Genomic DNA, 21,692 nt, shown 5'->3' with positions numbered 1-21,692 from the left:
AATAAAAAATTAATTATATTTTTAACTCTATGATATTAAGTTTAAAAGACATTTTTCTAATGATTTATAACTACTGCAAATCAATGGAAGTAGTTGAAAAACACTAGCGATGTTCCATACTATTTATAATAGATAAGCCATATAAAAACTAATCCTACAACTAAATAATTATAAATTTGGCTATGAACTTTATTTACAACCCCTTGTAAATTTAATATGTGCCTGAACATCTAATGATTAATTTCTGCTTAGGTAAATATTCAGATTACTAATTACTTTAGGAATAGCAATGAAATTAACCTTAATAATTCGTTGGATAGAAGGTAAGTTTTTGCTTAGCTTTTATATTTTGTTGGTTGTACCGCACATTAGTATTGCTTCAACCGTTTTATTTGATGATTATCCCCAAAATGGTACCTCTTTGTGGTCTACCTCATCAAGTGAATCAAACTTAACACAAATAGATGAACCAGTAGCTGGTGGTGATAAAGCAATAGTATTGTTAGCTCACCATTGGACCCAATCTGGTTTGTACATTGCGCAAGTACCGCCATACGAAGATACTATCCTCGAAGCAAAAATATACAGAAAGGCAGGCAGTAAAGGGACGCTCATGTTTCGCAGAGGCGAAAACTCATTAAAGATAAACTTAGATGAATCTAATAGCGAGTTTTGGACCATTAATGGCCAGCCAGGGCATAATGATTTTTTAGATGACACTTGGCATACAATTCAAATACATCTTAAGCACTTCAATCTAAATGAGGGGGAGAACGTACTAGCAGTAGGTATACAGGGCCCTTACGATACAGGTGTATTTTATATGGACTCAGTCTACTTTAAAGAGAATAAACCAGTTGTAACTACTGGCCCTCCAGTACTAGGGAATTGGATACTTTCTTTTGAGGATGATTTCAACCAAAACACACTAAACCCTGATAAGTGGAAAGTTGGCAAGCAATACTTAGGTATGAGTGGCCTTGCTGCTAATGCAGGTAGTGAAAATATTAGTGTTGAGAATGGAATACTAAAGTTCAAAGCAGAGAAAGAGAGCTTTAATCAAGGGGATAAAACGAATCATTATAAAGGGGCTGAGATCAGTACTTTTGGCAAATTTAGGCAGCAATATGGTTATTTTGAAGCCAAGATTAAGTATGACTCAGTTCATGGTACGTGGCCTGCTTTTTGGCTGCTAGCTGATAAAGGTATTTATGGGAGTGATACATACAGGCGCCAAACTTTATTGAAATTTAGTCTAGAGGATATATCAGATACGGTTGATTCAGCATTTTTAAAGTTCAAGGTCTCTAAAGCAATAGATAAAAGTAGTGTTGCGGTACATAAAACGCTTTCGAGTGATTGGTCACAGAGTACAGTAACGTGGGATACAAAGCCTAAGGTTGACCCAATTTGGTTTATTCACCGTTATGGTGCTTCATCAGGTGATATTGTAGAGGTAGATGTTACTGAGTATGTTAAAGCGCAAAAAATTGCGGGAAATGATGCCAGTTTTTCCCTAGTCGATAACTACATGAAAGGCCAGCTCTTAGAGATATTCAGCAATGAGTCAGAAAATTATGCTGACAGGCCATTACTAGCTGTTAATGGTACAGATATAGGAACAACTGATGACGCAACAGTTCGTGGCGGTGAGTACTCAAGCGAAAACTTTGGTGATGAACCCAATTTATTAATTAAAGATATGTGGGGGGATACTTCTACGACTTTCGGTAGAGGTATGGAGTTCGACATCATGGAATATTTAGGAGTATGGGGCGAAGATGTCAGTTGCGCAGCTTTGCATTGGGATGGATACGGTAGTGAACATGCATCTGTAGGGTCAGATAAACTCTACTTTAATGGAACAGAAGATGACTTTCACCTATTTGGTATGCATTGGGCTCCTAATTACGTAGGAATATATATCGATGGTGAAAAAGTATGGGAGCATGAAAGCGAGCGAATTGGCAGCTTACCCTCATATATAATCTTATCATTACAAGTAGGTGGATGGGACGGTAATACACGTAATATTGATGATGATTTTGTTGCTACAATGCTTGTTGATTATGTCAAAGTTTGGGAAAACCAAGACAACAATTAGTATTAACGTTTAGGTTAAATCGGGCTACGGAAGGATTAAAACAGATTTAAATTTTTTACTTAGTAACTTTGACTCCAAAGGCGCTGATTAAAGCGCCTATGTTTATGGCTGTGGTTTTTATTATAAAAGCTAAAATAAAATTGATTGAAAAAAACAACGTGTTCCTATGGATTTGCTTGCTTTTATCTTGATCGTTTGTTTCTATTATATAAACACTATCTAGGATGGATAAAACTGATGAAAAAACTCATATTAGCCCTTTCTTTAACTTTTACTCAACCCTCTGTTTTTGCAGACGACTTTGTCCCTGCAGAAGTAATTAATAAAAACTACGATCAGCTCACTAATACTTCTTCGCGCGCTTCGAGGTTAGAGGGGATTAATTTGAGCAGTTACGTGGTTGATAAAAGCGGGCAGGTTAGTGATATAGAAATTGTAGCTACGGTTGGGCAAAAAAAGTACCAAAGAGAAGTAATGGATTACGTGTCTAAGCTCAACTACAAAAGTGCAAAATTAAATGGTGAGACTATACCTGTAGCAAAAACCATTACTGTAAGTTCGCAAAATTTACATATTAATTTTTCAAACGATAAAGCGTCTCGCGGCTTTTTTAATGATTATGAGCAAGCTAGTAAATTAATCGACGAAAAGAAATACGATGAAGCTAAAAGCCGTATCGATGAATTAGAAAATGAACATACAAAAAATACGGTTGAGATTGTTTTGCTTGCATGGCTTAAAAGCCAGCATAGTTATTTTGTCCAAGACTGGAAGAGCTTTGATCAGCATATCTACGAAGCGTTTTTATTTAGAGATAATCTACCAGATCAAATTCAAAAACGTGTGATTAAAAACGCTTTACAGTGGTTTATATCAAAACAAGATTATGTACGTGCTTATGATGCAATAGATGCACTAGGCAATATTGAATCCATAACCTTTACAGAGCAAAACAAGGAACAGTTGTTAACTCAAGTGAACGATATTTATAAAAACTCGGGAGATATTAAACAACAATTTAGTTTAGCTTCAGAACAAGCTGTAATGCCTATGATGTCGAAGTCTGAGGTTAAATTAGAATCAGAATTACCACTGAGCAAAGTACAACTTAGATGCGAAAACAAAGTCGTTGACTATGACACTAATACAATTGATAAAATTGTTATTTCGAAAAATGATTTGCGTTGTGGATTATTAATAAAAAGCGCTCAAGCACAAACAATTACACTTAAGCAAAGCGGTGAAAGCTTTTTATAAAAATTGTAACTCCCCACATATAAATTATGGGGAGTTATTGCATTAATAAGTTTTGGCTATTCAAATAATGCATTGGAATTTTGCTGCAATACTTATTAAAAAAACTGTTACTTAAACTTTTTTACATACCTAAGCGTTATAAAATTAATAATGGCAAGTAAAATGGCTATTTCGTAACGGCTGTAGGCTACAGCTATACCAATTAAGCCCATATTCCAAATACTGGCTGCGGTTGCTGTGCCGGAGGTTGATTTGTTATTTTTCAAAATTGCGCCACCGCCAATAAAACCAATACCAGTAATGATGCCTTGCAACATTTTTGATTGAGCTTCTGCGCCATCTAAAACCGACATAGCAATTAATGCATACCCACACGATGCAACAGCAACAAGAGGAAAGGTACGAAGGCCTGCGCCATCATTACTTCGCTCTCTGTCGTAAGCCATGGGTAGTGCAAGTAGGTATGCAATACCTAAGTGTATTAAGTTATCGATGATTTCATTCCACTGTAAATCAATTTCCATTATTGAGCCTGTGCTGGTTAACTTTGTTAATAATAAGCAAACAGCAAGCCATGGCATAAATTACTATTAATCAATGAGTTATTGTTAATACCTATATTTAACAAGAATTATTGAGGAAACTTTTACATGTTTTTATTACTATTTTACGCAATAGTTAATTTGATCTGAGTTTTAAAGCCCCGTATTCTTTTATCCAGACTAAAAGACATCTATGTGAATCTCTTGCCTTTAAATAAAACATTAAGCACCCCCCACTAAGCTTGAAAAAACAGCCTTACTATTTTGCGTTGGGTTATCTGTTATTGCTTTTTTATTTCCTGAATTACTCACAGAGCACTTACAACCCGCTATTAATAAAATTTTAGGTTATTTAGGGTCGCCATTTTTTATATTGGTAAACTTGTTACTTTTTTCTGTGATAGCTATTGCTATAAGCCCATTAGGGCAACGAAAAATAGGAGGAGCGCAAGCACTTGTTGAGTTTAGTACCTTTGGTTGGCTTTCTATGTTGTTTGCAGCAGGAATGGGCTCAGGACTTATATTTTGGGGAGTAGCAGAGCCTGCACTACACACGGTTAACTCGCCTTTAAAGCAAAGCTTGTATCCCAACCACCAAACAAGTGGTTTGGCGCTTACCTTAGTTAATTGGGGCGCGCATGCATGGGCGCTCTATGCAGTATTTGGCTTGTTATTAGGTGGGCTTACTCGCAATAGTGGTAAAGCGGGCGATATTAGTGCTCCTGTGATCAGTGCAACTAAAGGCGTTATTAATCGGGCTTGGCAGTTACAGCTGAGCTTTAGCATTAAATTAATTGCCATACTTGCAATATTCTTTGGTGTCGTGGGCACAATTGCTAATTCAACTTTATTACTGCGTAAAGGGCTCGAGCTTGAGCTAGGGGTTGAATCGGCTTTATTTTCGGGGTTTATTATAATTTTTTTAATTGCGCTGCTTTATACCATTTCTGCAAAGTTGGGGCTTAAAAAAGGAATTCAAACTCTTAGTAAGTTTAATGTGTTTTTAGCATTTGCACTTATAGCATGGCTATTAATTTTTGTGCCTATAAAGCCAATTATAGATATAGCAATAGGCGGTACATGGGATTACATTCAGCTCATAACCACAGGTACATGGCAGTTTGAAAGCGTACTTAATGACCCCGCATGGGCAACAGGTTGGACATACAATTACTATTTTTGGTGGTTAGCTTGGGGCCCGTTTGTTGGTGTGTTTTTGGCAAAAATTAGCCAAGGACGGCCGGTTTGGCAATACATTTTAGGTGTCGTATTTGTACCAACCTTTGTGACTATTATATGGTTTAGTGTGTTTTCGGGCTCTGCAATTGCGTGGGATCAAACTCACAATGCAGGCATTTTAGAGGCTATTAAAGTCGATTATACGCAAGGGCTGTTTGTATTTTTCGAGCAATTAGGCTGGCAAGGCGGTCTATTAATTTGGTCAAGTTTATTGCTTCTACTCATTTTTGTAGCCACATCAGCAGACTCTGCTGTTTTGGTTATTCGCCAATTAAGTGGTGCAAGTGAAGTTCAAACATGGAGCTTGTATGCTTGGTCGTTTGCACTAGGTTTATGCGCTTTTGTTTTGTTAGTACAAAACAATGAACCATTAAACAGAAGCGTTGCTATTATTGGAGCGCTTCCTTTTTTAATTATATTTATATTGCAATTAATTGGTTTTATTAAAGAGTTTACAAATGAACTAATCAATGAAGAATAAGTATTCATTTAAATATGCCATTACCCTTAACACATTTTTACAGAGTTATTTTAAAAAAAGGCTAAAATTAAGGTATTAGCCAGTAGTTAGCATTCAGGATGAATTATGCGTATTTTAGTTATTGTTGTTTTTTTTACAAAGTCTACTCGGTTGTACCGCTGTAGGTGTATTGCTTGATAATTCAGCACGCTCGGGTAGTAGCTCAACGAACTCTGGTACTTTTGTAAAAGACGAAGAGGGCTTGAGTTTCTCAAAAATGGGATATGCAGTTGACTCCGCTATAGTGGAATTTGTAAAAGACGAGAGCAATCCAAAACAAACATGTAGGCAAGTAACAAAGAGTTTAAAAGAGTGTGTAGATGTTGATAAATCTAATCTACACACTAACGAATCTCATTCTAAGCTGTTAAAAACTGATGATGAAATAATAAGTGTTGGTCAATAAAGCTGCTTATAAAAAAGTAGCTATGATCGTAGCCTGCTTGCATTTCAAGTGTAAGCGGGTAGCCTTTTTTATCAGCAATAGCGACTAAGTTTTCTGGCTTAAGTTGCTCTTGTAAAAAGCCATCAGCATCACCTTGACTCACTAACATGGGTAAGTAATGAGCTTGCTCTGCGTTTTTCATCAACTCGCAGCTATCATATTGTGCCCAAAGCGCCTTATCATTTCCTAAATAGCCAGTAAATGCTTTTACACCCCAAGGGCATTCAATCGGATTTACAATAGGGCTAAAAGCCGAGGCACTTACAAACGCAGTCGGGTTTTTAAGTGCAACCATTAATGCACCGTGCCCGCCCATAGAGTGACCACTAATTGCTTTTGTGCTTGTTATCGGAAAATGTTGTTCAATAAGTGCTGGTAACTCACTAACAATATAATCGTACATATTAAAATGAGTGTTGTAAGGGGCTTGCGTGGCATTTACGTAAAAGCCTGCGCCTTGTGCAAAGTCGTAGCTGTCTTCATTAGGTACGTTTTCGCCGCGCGGGCTGGTGTCTGGCGCTACAATAGCAATACCTAGCTCGGCGGCTTTTTTAAATGCGCCTGCTTTTTGCATAAAGTTTTCGTCGGTACAGGTTAAACCTGATAACCAATAAAGTACCGGTACTTTATTTGCTTCACTTGCGCCAGGTGGTAAAAATACGGCAAAGCGCATAGTGCAATGTGTACTTTGCGAGCTGTGAGTATATTGTTTATGCCAACCGCCAGACACTTTTACACTTGAGATATTTTCTAACATACTTAATCCTTAAAAGCCGTAAACTTAAAAGTATTACGGCTTATTAATAAGCTATTTTACGAATGCAGTTTATTAGTAATGAATGACTGTACGAATACTTTTGCCTTCGTGCATTAAATCAAATGCTTCATTAATATCTTCAAGGCCCATTGTGTGAGTAATAAAGTCGCTAAGAGCAAATTCACCCGCCATGTAACGCTCAACAATTTCAGGAAGTTGTGAACGGCCTTTAACGCCACCAAATGCACTACCACGCCATACACGCCCAGTTACTAGTTGAAACGGGCGGGTTGATATTTCTTGGCCTGCACCCGCCACCCCAATAATTACTGACTCTCCCCAACCTTTGTGGCAACACTCAAGCGCTGAGCGCATTACGTCAACATTACCGATACATTCAAACGAGTAGTCAACGCCGCCGTCTGTCATTTCAACAATAACTTCTTGAATTGGCTTGTCGAAATCTTTTGGGTTAATTAAATCAGTTGCACCTAGTTTTGTAGCTAAATCGAATTTAGTGGTGTTTATATCAACACCAATAATACGACCAGCACCGGCCATTTTTGCGCCAATAATCGCAGACAAACCAATACCGCCTAAGCCAAATATAGCAACCGTGTCGCCAGGCTTTACTTTAGCTGTGTTGGTAACTGCGCCCATGCCTGTTGTTACACCACAGCCTAGTAAGCAAATCTCCTCTAGTGATGCTTCTTTATTTACTTTAGCGAGTGAAATTTCTGGCAATACAGTGTACTCAGAGAACGTTGATGTACCCATGTAGTGATAAATTGGTTGGCCATCTTTAAAAAAGCGTGTAGTGCCGTCTGGCATTAGGCCTTTACCTTGTGTTTCGCGTACGGCTGAACACAGGTTAGTTTTACCTGAAGTACACATTTTACATACGCCACATTCTGCAGTGTATAAAGGAATAACATGATCCCCAACTTCAACACTCGTTACGCCTTCGCCAACTGCATAGACAACACCAGCGCCTTCGTGACCTAAAATAGCAGGAAATATGCCTTCAGGATCTTGGCCTGATAATGTAAATGCATCGGTATGACACACACCTGTAGCGGTAATTTTTACCATTACTTCGCCTTTTTTAGGCATCATCACATCAACTTCTTCAACACTAAGTGGTTGATTAGGACCCCAAGCAATGGCAGCTTTTGATTTAATAAATTCAGACATGTGTTTTATTTCCTTTAACTGGCTATTAAAAAATAATTGTAGACCCAATTTGCTTGGGTGATGGGCTTATTGTATTTGTTTCTCAAATAATGATAATCTCAATTTTATTAAAACACTTTTACAGTATGGTAATAATGGCGCGTTGGAATGGAATAGATGAGTTTATAGCTGTAGGGGAGGAGGGCAGCTTTACTGCGGCTGCAAAAACGCTTGGGCTTTCGGTTGCGCATATTAGCCGCCATGTTACGGCGCTTGAGCAACGTTTAAATACCCAGCTTTTAACCCGTACTACTCGTAAAGTGGTTTTAACTAAAGAAGGCGAAGTGTATTTACATCAAATAAAGCACTTACAACATGCTATGGATGAGGCAACTCAAGGTCTTGCCACGCACCAAACTACACCAAAGGGTAAAATTAAGCTCACAGCCCCTGTTATGTATGGGGAAACGTTCATTATGCCTATAGTGCATAATTTTATGAAGGATCATCCCGAGGTCGAAGTTGTTGCCACACTAAGTAACGAGCAAGAAAACTTATTAGAAGGAGGATTTGATTTAGCAATAAGGCTTGGGCATTTAAAAGATTCGAGCTTAAAAGCGCGTAGGTTAAGTGCGCGGCGTTTTATTATGTGCGCGGCACCACAGTATTTAACTCGATTTGGTGAGCCGCATACTTTAGGCGAGCTAAACAGCCATGAATGTTTAATTGGGAATAGTAGCTACTGGCGCGTAAACGAAAATGGGCGCGATAAACACATTAAAATAGCGGGGCGGCTACAGTGTAATAGTGGTTGGGCGCTGGTGGATGGCGCAAAAAAGGGGCTCGGTATTGTACAACTCCCAGACTACTACATTGAAAACGAAATTAACTCAGGACAATTAGTGCCTATTTTAACACCCTATCAACCACAGCAAGAAGGAGTATGGGGCGTGTATCCGCCAAGGCAGTTTGTGGCCACTAATGTACGGGTATTGCTCGATTATTTAGTTAAAGGGCTGAAAACTTAACCGCGAATTAATGGTTAAACACGTATTGCTGTAAATATAGCCAAGTATCAGATTTTTAAATTATTTCTTACATTTTACGCCATACCCAAAGGCACTTTTTTCGTGCTACTATTGCTCAATACTTTTACGATAAGTGTTAAAAATAATATGTTTCAACCGGTTAGCTTATTTATAGGGCTTAGATATAGTCGCTCCTCTAAAGGAAATGCGTTTATATCGTTTATTTCGTTTTTTTCTATTGCCGGTATCGCTATTGGTTTAATGGCATTATTTACGGTAAGCAGTGTAATGAACGGGTTTGAAAATAGCCTAAAAACCAATATGCTTGGACTTATTCCGCATGTTGAAGTTAGCGCAGGTAAAAACACTGCCACCCAAATGAACACCCTAAAAACCGACCTCGAACAATCTCCTTATGTTGATCATGTAAGCTTATATCGCCACGGTGAAGCTATTTTGCAAACGAATAAAGACTTGCACGGCGTTTTATTACAAGGCCTTTATAACGATAGTGGTTCTTTGTATAGAATTACCGATAAAATAGTGCAAGGCGATTGGAAAACTGTATTAAACAAAAATTACAACATTGCTATAAGCCGTTATTTGAGTCGTAAATTAGGCGTTAGCGTGGGTGATAAGCTTCGCGTTATTATGCCTAATGCTTCAACGTATACACCACTTGGGCGAGTACCCAGCCAGCGTTTATTTAAAGTTGCCGCAATATACGAAACCGGATCTGAGATAGATATGGCGCTTGCGTTTACGAGTGGCGCTTCACTACAACGGGTGTTAAAGCTGGATAAAAACACTGCCCCAAATTTAAGTGTTTCATTGCACGAACCTTTCGAACTAGATGAGTTTATTGAAGCAAGCCAGCGTATTTTACAAGATCATAATTATAGTGATTGGCGCAGTACCCAAGGTACTCTATTTGCAGCCGTTGCTATGGAAAAGCGCATTATGTCTATGTTGCTTGCCCTCATTGTATTGGTGGCTGTATTTAATATTGTATCGGCATTAACCATGATGGTAAGCGAAAAACAAGGTGAAGTAGCCATACTACAAACGTTAGGTTTAACACCTTCGCAAGTGCAAAAAGTGTTTATGGTGCAAGGCCTATATAACGGCGTAATTGGTACCGCAATAGGCGCATTTTTAGGTGTAATATTTAGTTTATATATAAATGAGCTACTTGCATTAGTGGGCTTAAACTTACTGGCGGGTATAGAGCTTCCGGTAAAATTTGATATTTTGAGTTTAGTAATAATAGCGTTTGCCAGTATTGCTATGAGCTTTTTAGCTACCTTATATCCTGCGCGTAAAGCCGCAAAAGTAAAACCAGCAGAGGTATTACGTTATGAATGATTTAGTAATTAGTTGTGAAAATTTAAGTAAGGTTTATCAAGATGGCAGCAACCAAGTTGAAGTATTAAAAGGCGTTGATTTAGCGCTTCAGCAAGGTGAAATGCTCGCTATTGTGGGGAGTTCTGGCTCTGGTAAAAGTACGCTTTTACACATACTTGGCACATTAGATACCGCAAGCTCAGGTAGCGCTAAAATTAAAAACCAAGAAGTTGCAAAACTTTCGCGAACAGAGCAAGCCGCATTTAGAAACCAAAATTTGGGCTTTATCTATCAATTTCATCACTTATTAATGGAGTTTAGCGCAGTTGAAAACGTGGCTATGCCATTATTAATTAAAGGCTTGAGTGCAAAAGAAGCCAAAGCTCAAGCGCTCGATATGCTCGAAAAAGTCGGCCTTGCACATCGCAGCTCGCATAAACCGTCTGCGCTTTCTGGTGGAGAGCGCCAGCGCGTGGCCATTGCCCGCGCACTGGTTACTAAACCTGCGCTTGTGCTTGCTGATGAACCAACCGGTAATTTAGATAAACAAAATGCGATTAAAATTTACGATTTAATTAATGAGCTTAACCAAAGCTTAAACACGAGTTTTGTGGTAGTTACACACGATTTAGAACTTGCCGATAAGCTAGGCAAAATAGCTTATTTAGACGATGGAAAATTAGCTATTAAAGAGTCGCAGCATGTTGCTTAGTGCATTTTTAAGTAAACGTTTTAGAGCCTATTCAGGCCACAAAGATGAAAAAAACGGCTTTGTTAGTTTTATCGCTAAAGCGTCGACTATTGGTATTTTATTAGGTGTCGCGGTTTTAATTGTGGCGCTGTCGGTAATTAATGGTTTTGAGCAGCAACTAGTACATAGATTGCTAAGTGTTGTGCCGCAGGTTGAATATGTAGCACCAAGTAGACCCATCGCGAATTGGTCGCAAAAAGTTGAGGATTTACAAACACAACCGCATGTAACAGGGGCTGCGCCATTTATTGCAGTGAATGGGATGGCGCAATATAAAAGCCAGCTAAAAGCGATAGAAATTCGAGGTGTTGAGCCATCGCTCGAGAGTAATGTATCGGCGGTAAATCAGTTTACCAGTGGTAAATTAGTGAGTCAGTTAGGCCTTGATGATGTAATTTTAGGTAAGCAAATAGTAAAACAGTTAGATGCAAAAGTAGGCGACAACATTACGTTACTTATTCCGCAAATAGGCCAAAAAGGTCAGTCATTATTAGCGCCTAAACGCGTAACACTTAACCTTGCAGGTGTTATAGAAATGGGCGGCCCCATTGATAGTACCGCTGCGTTTATACATCTTAATAAAGCTCAGCAAACATTGGGTTACGATGAAACTCAAGTAACAGGGCTGCGGTTAAGTGTTGATGATGTGTTTACGGCGCACCAAATAGCGCTAAAAGTGGGCCAAGCTATTGACGACTACGTGTATGTTTCCAGTTGGTTTAGAACCCAAGGCAGCCTTTATCAAGATATTCAAATGGTACGTACCATTGTTTATATTGTGGTGTTTTTAATTATAGCGGTAGCCAGTTTTAATATTGTGTCCTCTTTAGTGATGGAAGTACGCGAAAAACAAGGCAATATCGCAATTTTAAAAACCATGGGCGCGAAAGACAGTACTATTTTAGCCACCTTTGTAATGCAAGGCTTAATGCAAGCATTTGTAGGCGTGGCACTAGGAACACTAATTGGTGTGGTATTAGCGCTTAATATAAGTGAACTTTTTACGTGGATAAGCCAATTATTTGGAGCTAATCCACTTGAGGGCGTTTATTTTATAGAGTTTTTACCAAGTAAATTAGTACTTGAAGACATTGGTATTACAGTGATTGTTACGTTTGTGCTTGCGATACTTGCCACTATTTATCCTGCATGGCAAGCAACGCGCGTAGATCCTGCCAAGGTGCTTGGTAACTAGGTATAAGAAGCTCAGATAAAAATTAATAGGGTGGTATTAGTAAACCTGTTAAACTAGGTGCTTATTTAAAATTAAGCAATAACTGCTTGGTTGCTATACCTCACTTTGGGATTTACTTTGACTAATAACGATATTTTACGCCGCATTCGCTACACTTTTAACTTAACTGATACTGCTATGGTCAATGTTTTTGCATCAGCAGAGCATACGGTCACCAAAGAGCAAGTAATTGCATGGTTAACTAAAGAAGGTGAAGAGGCTTTTACCCCAATAAGTGATACTGAGTTTGCTAGCTTTTTAAATGGGTTTATTAATACCCAACGTGGCAAACGCGAAGGTGAGCAACCAGAGCCTGAGAAAAAGCTAAACAACAATATTATCTTTATGAAGCTACGTATTGCTTTAAATATGAAAGCAGAAGATGTTATAGCAACACTTGCACTTGTTGATTTTGATTTAAGTAAACATGAGTTAAGCGCATTTTCTCGAAAAGTAGATAACAAACATTACCGTGTTTGTAACGATCAAATATTACGTTTGTTTTTAACTGGCGTACAAAAGCAGCACCGTCCAGAAGAGTCTGCTGAGTAACTGGTTTTAGCTAATTAGTTTTTAGTTAGTGGGTTTTTTGCGAGCGCAATGCAGTATAAAACCCATTAATTGTTATATTTTTAAACAAACCCACACCTAACCTAATACTTCTAAAATTCCCTTTTGAAAATATAAAAACTCACTTGGCACTGTTTTAATTTTAAATCTGTGAATTTAAATTCATCTTTAATAAATAAAAATTAAGCTTCCAATCAAAAATAATTCACGTAGCTCGCGTTAAATATCTCAATTTTTCATGCTAAGGTAATAGTTAATTATATTAAATTAAGACCTTAAAGCATGAATCATAAACTTGATCACGTTTACTTTAACATCTGATAAATACTTTTATTATTAACACGGAAGAATAATTATGAATTATATCCATAGCACAATCGCACAATTAAAAAATAGTAGTCCTGCACAATGCGAGTTTTATCAAGCTGTTGAAGAAGTACTTGAATCACTCGAACCTATCTTAGAAAACTCAGAAAAATACAAAAAAAATGCCATTATACAACGCTTAGTTGAGCCCGAACGCCAAATTATGTTTAGAGTTCCCTGGGTTGATGACGAAGGCAATATTCAGGTAAATAAAGGCTACAGAATTGAGTTTAACTCTGCACTTGGCCCCTATAAAGGTGGCTTACGTTTTCACCCAAGTGTGAATGCCAGCATAATTAAATTTTTAGGGTTTGAGCAAATATTTAAAAATGCTTTAACAGGTTTACCGATCGGTGGTGGTAAAGGCGGGGCAAACTTTGATCCCAAAGGGCGCTCAGATGCTGAAATAATGCGTTTTTGCCAATCATTTATGAGCGAGCTCTATCGCCATATTGGCCCTACAACCGACGTACCCGCTGGAGACATTGGAGTAGGGGCAAGAGAAATAGGTTACTTGTTTGGTCAATATAAGCGTTTGACTGGGCGCTATGAAGGTGTTTTAACAGGTAAAAGCTTATTGTGGGGTGGATCGCTTGTACGAAAAGAAGCCACTGGATACGGCGCTGTTTATTTTGCTGACTACATGCTGCAAGCGCGCGGCGATAGCCTACAAGGTAAGCGCTGCTTGGTCTCGGGCGCAGGTAATGTTGCTATTTATGCTATGGAAAAGCTTTATCAAATGGGGGCAACACCAGTAAGTTGCAGCGACTCTCGTGGCACTGTGTATCATGAATCGGGTATAGATTTAAATCTTATTAAATGTTTGAAAGAGCAATCGCGTGATTGCTTGAGCGTATATAAAAAAACTCACCCCGATGCTATTTATATTTCTGCAATTGACTACCCTAAAGATGGGCACGCTGTTTGGCGCTTTAATGCTACCGCTGCTTTTCCGTGCGCCACACAAAATGAATTAACACAGGCAGACGCTAACGCATTATTATCCGGCGGTTGTTTATTAGTAAGTGAAGGCGCAAACATGCCTTCAACAAAAGAGGCTATTGATTGCTTTATTGCTGCAAAAATTGCGTATGGGCCAGGTAAGGCCGCCAATGCTGGCGGCGTTGCAACAAGCCAATTAGAAATGGCGCAAAATGCGAGCATGCAAAGTTGGACCTTTGAAGAAGTTGATGAAAAGCTAAAACAAATTATGAAAAATATATTTGTTACCGCTAACGACACCGCTACAGAATTTGGTGAGCCTGGAAACCTTTTATTAGGCGCTAACATTGCAGGCTTTAGGCGCGTTGCAGATGCAATGATTGAGCAGGGTGTCGTTTAATATTAAAGCTGAACAATAAGGCTTTAATATAATGTGATTTTAAAACTAGCCATAAAATTGAGTATATTATGGTTAGTTTTAAATATTAACGCCATTAGTGAACTATAACCCTATAAAGCTGGGCTATAACAGCGTAGGATCAAGTTACTTTCGAATGAAAATTAGGTTTGCACTTTAGGTGCATTAAGACAAAAAATTATGCAACTAACTGCAAAACCATCACTTCCTAATGCGTTACTTATTTCTATTAGTACACCACAATTTAAAGGTGACGAAGCAACAGAATCGCTTGCAGAGCTTGCTCGTTTGGTAACTACGTTAGGCTTTAAAGTAGTAGGTACACAATCGCAAAAGCAAAGTTCTACCCAAAAAGTTAATGTACTGGGCTCAGGAAAACTAGCTGAAATAGCACACCTTACCGGCAATAAAGGGATGGTTGAAAACGAGCAAGAAGATGATTTACTTGATGAAGACCCTTTAACCGAAATATCGTCAGAAATTCCATCAGACGAACTTGATTTTGCATGTGCCGATGTAGTGGTATTTGACTGTGATTTAACGCCTTCTCAACTACGTAATGTTGAGAACCAGCTGGGTGTAGAAGTATTCGATCGCACCGGTATTATCATTGAAATATTTAGCCGTCATGCGCGTACTAAAACAGCAAAATTACAAGTTGAAATTGCTCGCCTTAATTATGTAGCGCCACGGCTGCGTGAAACATCAACAGGTGATAAAGAACGCCAAATGGGTAAAGGTGCGGGTGAAACCACACTTGAGCTAAATCGCCGTAAGGTGCGCGATCAATTAGCAGAATTAAAGCGTGAGCTTGTTAGTGTTCAAGATGTAATGATGGACAGACGTACGCAGCGCTCTGAGCTATTCTCAGTGGCTTTAATTGGTTACACCAATGCGGGCAAGTCATCAATGATGCGCGCAATTACAGGTAGTGATGTAGAAGGCGAAAATAAACTCTTTGCAACGCTAGATACCACTGTTCGCGCGTTGTATCCGATTACGCAGCCACGTATATTGGTTTCAGATACGGTTGGTTTTATTAAAAAATTACCTCATGATTTGGTGGCTTCATTTCATTCAACGCTCGCTGAGGCACATGATGCGTCGTTATTGTTGTATGTTGTAGATGCTTCAGATCCTTCTTTTCGCTCACAACTTGAAGTAGTACATAAAGTACTGGCAGAAGTTGGGGTGGAAGGCAGCAAAAAATTATTAGTACTGAATAAGTCAGACCAATTAAGTACTGAGCAGCAGCAGTCGCTAATGGATGAATTTCCTGATGCGATGATGACCTCTACGCGTAATCCAGATGATATTAGTAAATTGCACAAATACATTATTGGCATTGCTCAAGAGGACATGATTGAAGAAGAGATTGTTATACCGTACACAGCCAAAGGTATCGTGGGCGAAATCCGATCGAGTATGAGTGTTGTTAAAGAAGAATATGAATACAGCCATATTAAATTAACAGTGCGCTCGAGTGCGATTGATTTAGAACGTTTAAAAAAGAGAATGCTGAATTTATAATAAATTAAGTACAATTCAGTACATAAAAAGCACAGTCAATTGGCTGTGCTTTTTAGTATTAGTCCTAATATACGTAAATTTAACGCTGCTAGCTATGAACATAGCTCTGAGATAAATTCCCTATCCAGAGCCTCAGTTATTTAGAGACGAAACTAGGAAAAAGCCTTATCGCTTAGCTCTTCTTGCATTTGTTCGCGCATTTTAAATTTTTGCAGTTTACCTGTTACTGTCATTGGATAGTTTTCTACAAAACGGATATGTCGTGGTATTTTAAAGTAGGCTAGTTCGTCTTTTAAAAACTCACGAATTGCTTGCTCATCAAGCACAGCGTCTTCTTTTGGTTGGATCCAAGCGCACACTTCCTCGCCATATCTTTCATCTGTTATACCAAATATGGCAGCATCTTGAATGCCCGGGTAGGTGTAAAGTACTTCTTCTATTTCTCGAGGGTAAATGTTTTCGCCGCCGCGAATAATCATATCTTTAATGCGGCCAACAATAGTGACAAACCCTTCTGTATCCATGACACCTAAATCGCCAGAGTGTAGCCAACCACTTTCATCTATTGTGGCTTTTGTTTTAGCATCGTCATTCCAATAGCAGCGCATTATGCCTGCACCTTTACTACACACTTCGCCAGGTTGACCAATTTTTTGAATGTTACCCAGCTCGTCAATAATTTTAACCTCGGTATGGGCAAGTGCGCGGCCAACCGTTGTTACTTGCCGCTCTATTGAAGAGTCTGTTTCGGTAATATTGTTTATGGGGCTGCACTCCGTTTGCCCGTAAGCAATCAGTACTTGATGCATGTTCATTTGTGTTTGTACTTTGCGCATTACTTGCTCTGGGCATGTAGAGCCTGCCATTACACCCGTGCGTAAAGTACTTAAGTCATAATCGTTAAAATTACTTAGCTCAAGCTCACTAATAAACATAGTAGGTACACCGTGCAGCGCTGTACATCCTTCTTGTTGAACTACATCTAGTGTGGTTTTTGCATCGAACGAATCACCTGGGTAAATGGCTGCTGCACCTTTACTAACACACAATAAGCTACCCAATACCATTGCAAAGCAATGATATAACGGGATAGGGATACATAACTTGTCATCGCTCGTAAAGTGCATAGATTCGGCGACGAATAGCGCATTATTTAAAATGTTTTTATGAGTGAGCGTTGCGCCTTTTGGGTTGCCTGTTGTGCCTGATGTAAATTGTATATTGATGTCTTGCTCAGCATTTAAGTTTGCACCTATTGCTTTTAATTCAAGCTCATGTGCCGATGTTGGCAAGTTAATAACATCATTAAAAGAGTACATACCAGGAGATGCTTCATCGCCAATGCGGATTATATTTTTAAGAGTGGGCAGTGCTTTTAAATTGAGTGTGTCTTTATCGCAAGTTGCAAGTTCTGGAGCCAAACCATTGAGCATTTCTAAATAATCACTGCCTTTAAAGTTTGATGCTGTGATTAGAGTAGAGCATTCAACACTATTTAAGGCATATTGTAATTCGTTAGGGCGATACGCTGGGTTGATACACACCATTATTGCGCCAATTTTTGCCGTTGCAAATTGGGTTAAGCACCACTCAATATTATTAGGAGACCAAATACCAACACGCTCGCCTGGTTTCACGCCAAGTGCCAGCAACCCCATAGCAAGTTGATTAACTTCTTTTTGAAATTCTTTATACGTTAAGCGAATACCCTGGTGATGAACTACAACAGCTAACGCCTCTGGATTTTTGTCGACAATAAAGTCAAAGTACTCCCCGATAGTCGAATTTGTTAAAGGTGTGCTTTGTATACCTTTAAAATAGCTTTGCGATAACGGTAAGTGATTTATTTGTTCTACTTCTTTTACCGCAATAGTGTGTGTGTGCATTGCTCTCTCCATGAAAATGTGTGTGAGTTATGTAAACTACAAAGTTAAAATAAACACATATTGTCGACAAAGAGAAGTGCAGTTAGACTAATGTATTATTAGATTAATAAAAGCTAATACTACTTTTTAGACACAAAAAAACGCGTCTTACAATGTAAGTACGCGTTTTTAAACGAGTAATGAGTTTACATTTCGTCGCTGCGGTATGTTTTTTTCATTATGTAAACGTAAGCGTTTACAAATGCATTTTCTTGGTACTTTTTAAGACCTGTTTCTTCAAAATCAATAGGAATAGGATTACGCTTTACCTGTTCTTTAATTTCAGTTGTGGTAAATAAACGTACGTCTAAATTGTCGATTAATTGAATCGCAGTTTCCATTTTGAATCCCTTTGCGCTGCCAGCAAATTTACCTTTAGGCTGACGCTCACGGATTGCAACAGAATCAATTTGGTAATCTTGCATTAGTTTTGCAAAATCGAATTGAAATTTACGCATTACTTCAGTGTCGTTACCGTTACCTAAGGTAAAGCGTGTTTGGCGCACATCGCGAATATCAAATACGTCATTATCTTTACTTAAAATACAAAGTAGTACATCACTACCGGTAATTTCTACACCACATGTTCTCATGTCTATTCTCTAAAATAACTTAATTACGCAGTATTATACGCAACACACATTAAAATGCGAGTGTAGGTATAGTTGTAGGTGCGTAATTAGTGCGTTGATGCTTTTATATTTTAATGAAATGATTTTTTTTGCTCTAAAAGTTACATTTTGTGCTCAAAACGGGTGGATTTCACCCCTTAAAACTTGTAATTAAATGCGCAGCACGCGACAATATATCTTTGTAGTTGAATAGACTCTGCATCTACATTTATTAGTCAATGCTTATTCGTAAAAGCGTTGTCGAGTCATTCTCATTTAATTTATTAAAAATACACGTGATACATTGTAGGTGTCACCACTGTAGCAAGGATTTATAATGCCAGTTATTACTCTTCCAGACGGAAGTCAACGTAGTTTTGAAAACCCTGTAAGCACGCTTGATGTTGCAAACGATATTGGCCCTGGTTTAGCTAAAGCGACCATTGCGGGTCGTGTTAATGGCGACCGTGTTGATGCATGTGATTTAATTAGTGAAGACTCTCGTCTTGAGATCATTACCGCTAAAGACGATGACGGCCTTGAAATCATTCGTCACTCTTGTGCTCACTTAATTGGTCATGCAGTTAAGCAACTTTTCCCAGACGCAAAAATGGCAATTGGTCCTACCATTGATAACGGTTTTTACTACGATATCGATATGGAACATTCATTATCACAAGATGATCTTGAAGCAATTGAAAAGCGTATGTTGCAACTTGCAAAAACCAACTACGACGTAGTGAAAAAAACAGTAAGCTGGCAAGAAGCACGCGATACATTTGAAGCGCGTGGCGAAACATACAAAATAGAAATTCTGGACGAAAACATCGCTAAAGATGACCGCCCAGGATTATATCATCACGAAGAATATGTAGACATGTGTCGTGGACCTCACGTTCCTAACATGAAATTTTGCCAAAACTTCAAAATAATGAAAGTTGCGGGTGCATATTGGCGTGGTGATTCAGAAAACAAAATGCTACAACGCATTTACGGCACAGCGTGGGGCGATAAAAAGCAACTTAAAGCGTATTTAAAACGCCTTGAAGAAGCTGAAAAACGCGATCACCGCCGTATTGGTAAAGCGCTTGATTTATGGCATTGGCAAGAAGAAGCGCCAGGCATGGTATTTTGGCACAACGATGGTTGGAGCATTTACCGCGAGCTTGAAGAATTTGTACGTGAAAAGTTACGCGAATATGAGTACGAAGAAGTAAAAGGTCCAATGATGATGGACCGTTCACTTTGGGAAAAATCAGGTCACTGGGAAAAATATTCAGAAGCAATGTTTACCACTGAGTCTGAAAAGCGTGAATACGCGATTAAACCAATGAACTGCCCAGGACATGTGCAGATCTTTAACCAGGGTTTAAAATCGTACCGTGATTTACCACTTCGTATGGCTGAATTTGGTTGTTGTCATCGTAATGAACCATCAGGTGCACTACACGGTTTAATGCGTGTACGTGGCTTTACACAAGATGATGCTCACATTTTCTGTACCGAAGAGCAGATAATGGACGAAGTTTCAGCGTGTATTAAGATGGTTTATGATACATATGAAACATTCGGATTTGAGAAGATTGTAGTTAAGCTATCTACTCGCCCAGAACAACGCATTGGTGAAGACCATATGTGGGATAAAGCAGAGCTTGCTTTAGCCGAAGCACTTAAGCTAAACGATATTGAATTTGATTATCTTCCGGGTGAAGGCGCGTTTTATGGTCCAAAGATTGAATTTACTTTATACGATTGTTTAGACAGAGCGTGGCAGTGTGGTACAGTGCAATTAGACTTTGCATTACCGGGTCGTTTAGGCGCTACTTATGTAGCAGAAAATAACGAACGTCGTACACCTGTAATGATACATCGTGCTATTTTAGGTTCTATTGAACGCTTTATTGGCATTTTAACTGAAGAGTACGCTGGTTTATTCCCAACGTGGCTTGCGCCAAAGCAAGTGGTAATTATGAATATTACCGATAAACAGGCTCCTTATGTTAAAGAAGTTGTACAAAAATTAAATAAACTTGGAATTAGAGCCGCTGCTGACTTGAGAAATGAGAAGATTGGCTTTAAAATCCGTGAGCATACACTGAAGCGTATTCCATACTTGCTCGTTGTTGGCGATAAAGAAGTTGAACAACAAGAAGTAGCAGTGCGTACTCGCACAGGTGAAGACCTAGGCAAATTTAATGTCGATGATTTTGTAGCTAAAATTAGCGAAGAAATTAAAAATCGACAGTAAAAATCGAGCGTGTAAGGCATTAACAAACAGCCAATTACACGCTTATATTATTGATATTCTTGGAGGAACGTACTATTAGAGGCGGCAAGAAAGGGCAACAAACAGCTCAAAAAAATCGTATTAACGAAGAAATTACAGCGCAAGAAGTTCGTTTAATTGACATTGAAGGCGAACAAGCTGGAATTCAGTCATTACAAGACGCGCAAACTATGGCCGATGCAGCGGGTGTTGATCTTGTTGAGATCAGTCCAAACGCTGAGCCGCCTGTTTGTAGAATCATGGATTACGGTAAGTTCATCTTTGAAAAAAGCAAAGAACTAAAAGAGCAGAAGAAGAAGCAAAAGCAAATCCAGATAAAAGAAATCAAATTCCGTCCTGGTACGGATGAAGGTGATTATCAGGTTAAGCTTCGCAACTTACGTAAGTTCTTAGAAGCTGGCGATAAAGCTAAGATTACTATCCGCTTCCGTGGTCGTGAAATGGCTCACCAAGAAATTGGTATAGAATTATTAAACCGTATCAAAGCCGATTTAGAAGAACTTGCAGTAGTTGAGTCTTTCCCAAATCGTGTTGAAGGTCGCCAAATGGTTATGATGATGGCGCCTGTTGCTAAAAAATAATTTTTAAGCGATAATACGCACCGAAATTAGCTCAGGTCTGCAAGTAATATGCGAATATTCACCTGAGT

General features: G+C 38.7%; 18 protein-coding genes. 13 read left to right on the top strand and 5 right to left on the bottom strand.

Annotated features, from left to right (window positions below; genetic code table 11):
• The first annotated feature begins 289 nt into the window (after positions 1–289).
• On the top strand, positions 290–2,104 hold the full coding sequence (locus AAEY68_RS03150; protein WP_350585445.1) for a CBM96 family carbohydrate-binding protein: 1,815 nt from the start codon (positions 290–292) through the stop codon (positions 2,102–2,104).
• A 237-nt stretch (positions 2,105–2,341) separates the two neighbouring features.
• The gene (locus AAEY68_RS03145) at positions 2,342–3,361 is read left to right on the top strand and encodes an energy transducer TonB (protein ID WP_350585444.1); all 1,020 of its coding nucleotides are present in this window, start codon (positions 2,342–2,344) and stop codon (positions 3,359–3,361) included.
• Positions 3,362–3,468: 107 nt separating this feature from the next.
• Here the strand turns inward: AAEY68_RS03145 and AAEY68_RS03140 are convergent, their stop codons facing one another.
• The gene (locus AAEY68_RS03140; protein ID WP_024590122.1) at positions 3,469–3,885 is read right to left on the bottom strand and encodes an MgtC/SapB family protein; all 417 of its coding nucleotides are present in this window, start codon (positions 3,883–3,885) and stop codon (positions 3,469–3,471) included.
• Between the two features lie 301 nt (positions 3,886–4,186).
• On the opposite strand from AAEY68_RS03140, the gene AAEY68_RS03135 reads away from it, so the two are divergent.
• On the top strand, positions 4,187–5,623 hold the full coding sequence (locus AAEY68_RS03135) for a BCCT family transporter (protein ID WP_350585505.1): 1,437 nt from the start codon (positions 4,187–4,189) through the stop codon (positions 5,621–5,623).
• Between the two features lie 121 nt (positions 5,624–5,744).
• Positions 5,745–6,068 (top strand): hypothetical protein, encoded by a 324-nt coding sequence (locus AAEY68_RS03130; protein ID WP_165726903.1) that lies wholly within the window; start codon positions 5,745–5,747, stop codon positions 6,066–6,068.
• On the opposite strand, the gene fghA is transcribed toward AAEY68_RS03130, so the two are convergent.
• Together fghA and AAEY68_RS03120 are read right to left on the bottom strand one after the other, a co-directional pair.
• On the bottom strand, positions 6,022–6,864 hold the full coding sequence (fghA, locus tag AAEY68_RS03125; RefSeq protein ID WP_007375334.1) for an S-formylglutathione hydrolase: 843 nt from the start codon (positions 6,862–6,864) through the stop codon (positions 6,022–6,024). The genes AAEY68_RS03130 and fghA overlap by 47 nt on opposite strands.
• A 72-nt stretch (positions 6,865–6,936) precedes the next feature.
• Positions 6,937–8,058: an S-(hydroxymethyl)glutathione dehydrogenase/class III alcohol dehydrogenase gene (locus tag AAEY68_RS03120; protein ID WP_007375333.1), complete on the bottom strand. Its 1,122-nt coding sequence runs from the start codon at positions 8,056–8,058 to the stop codon at positions 6,937–6,939.
• Between the two features lie 134 nt (positions 8,059–8,192).
• Between AAEY68_RS03120 and AAEY68_RS03115 the strand changes: the two genes are divergently transcribed.
• The 7 genes from AAEY68_RS03115 to hflX all read left to right on the top strand — a co-directional run bounded on the left by AAEY68_RS03115 (position 8,193) and on the right by hflX (position 16,220).
• Entirely contained in the window at positions 8,193–9,065 is an 873-nt protein-coding gene (locus AAEY68_RS03115) for a LysR family transcriptional regulator (protein ID WP_211185081.1), read from the top strand.
• A gap of 147 nt (positions 9,066–9,212) precedes the next feature.
• On the top strand, positions 9,213–10,430 hold the full coding sequence (locus tag AAEY68_RS03110) for a lipoprotein-releasing ABC transporter permease subunit (RefSeq protein WP_165721537.1): 1,218 nt from the start codon (positions 9,213–9,215) through the stop codon (positions 10,428–10,430).
• Complete coding sequence (gene lolD / locus AAEY68_RS03105; protein WP_007375330.1) at positions 10,423–11,121, top strand: lipoprotein-releasing ABC transporter ATP-binding protein LolD; 699 nt, start codon at positions 10,423–10,425, stop codon at positions 11,119–11,121. Before AAEY68_RS03110 ends, lolD begins: the two co-directional genes overlap by 8 nt.
• Complete coding sequence (locus tag AAEY68_RS03100; RefSeq protein WP_350585443.1) at positions 11,111–12,355, top strand: lipoprotein-releasing ABC transporter permease subunit; 1,245 nt, start codon at positions 11,111–11,113, stop codon at positions 12,353–12,355. The genes lolD and AAEY68_RS03100 overlap by 11 nt, the downstream gene beginning before the upstream one ends.
• Positions 12,356–12,472: 117 nt before the next feature.
• Positions 12,473–12,946, top strand: a complete 474-nt coding sequence (locus AAEY68_RS03095) for a YehS family protein (protein WP_002960721.1) — start codon at positions 12,473–12,475, stop codon at positions 12,944–12,946.
• A 373-nt stretch (positions 12,947–13,319) separates the two neighbouring features.
• A complete protein-coding gene (gene gdhA / locus AAEY68_RS03090; RefSeq protein ID WP_342879140.1) occupies positions 13,320–14,672 on the top strand; it encodes an NADP-specific glutamate dehydrogenase in 1,353 nt (450 codons plus the stop codon).
• Between the two features lie 198 nt (positions 14,673–14,870).
• A complete protein-coding gene (gene hflX, locus AAEY68_RS03085; RefSeq protein ID WP_101217307.1) occupies positions 14,871–16,220 on the top strand; it encodes a GTPase HflX in 1,350 nt (449 codons plus the stop codon).
• Between the two features lie 152 nt (positions 16,221–16,372).
• On the opposite strand, the gene AAEY68_RS03080 is transcribed toward hflX, so the two are convergent.
• Both AAEY68_RS03080 and AAEY68_RS03075 read right to left on the bottom strand, forming a co-directional pair.
• A complete protein-coding gene (locus tag AAEY68_RS03080) occupies positions 16,373–18,106 on the bottom strand; it encodes an AMP-binding protein (RefSeq protein WP_350585442.1) in 1,734 nt (577 codons plus the stop codon).
• Positions 18,107–18,291: 185 nt separating this feature from the next.
• Positions 18,292–18,738: a DUF3010 family protein gene (locus tag AAEY68_RS03075; protein ID WP_007582681.1), complete on the bottom strand. Its 447-nt coding sequence runs from the start codon at positions 18,736–18,738 to the stop codon at positions 18,292–18,294.
• Positions 18,739–19,093: 355 nt separating this feature from the next.
• Here AAEY68_RS03075 and thrS point away from each other — a divergent pair, with 355 nt between their 5' ends.
• Positions 19,094–21,004: a threonine--tRNA ligase gene (thrS, locus tag AAEY68_RS03070; protein ID WP_007582683.1), complete on the top strand. Its 1,911-nt coding sequence runs from the start codon at positions 19,094–19,096 to the stop codon at positions 21,002–21,004.
• A 59-nt stretch (positions 21,005–21,063) separates the two neighbouring features.
• The gene (gene infC / locus AAEY68_RS03065; RefSeq protein ID WP_002960714.1) at positions 21,064–21,624 is read left to right on the top strand and encodes a translation initiation factor IF-3; all 561 of its coding nucleotides are present in this window, start codon (positions 21,064–21,066) and stop codon (positions 21,622–21,624) included.
• The last annotated feature ends 68 nt before the right edge of the window (positions 21,625–21,692 follow it).

The organism is Pseudoalteromonas sp. RB2-MNA-CIBAN-0110 (assembly GCF_040309305.1).
GTDB lineage: Bacteria > Pseudomonadota > Gammaproteobacteria > Enterobacterales > Alteromonadaceae > Pseudoalteromonas > Pseudoalteromonas arctica.
This window is presented reverse-complemented; position numbering and strand designations above follow the sequence as displayed.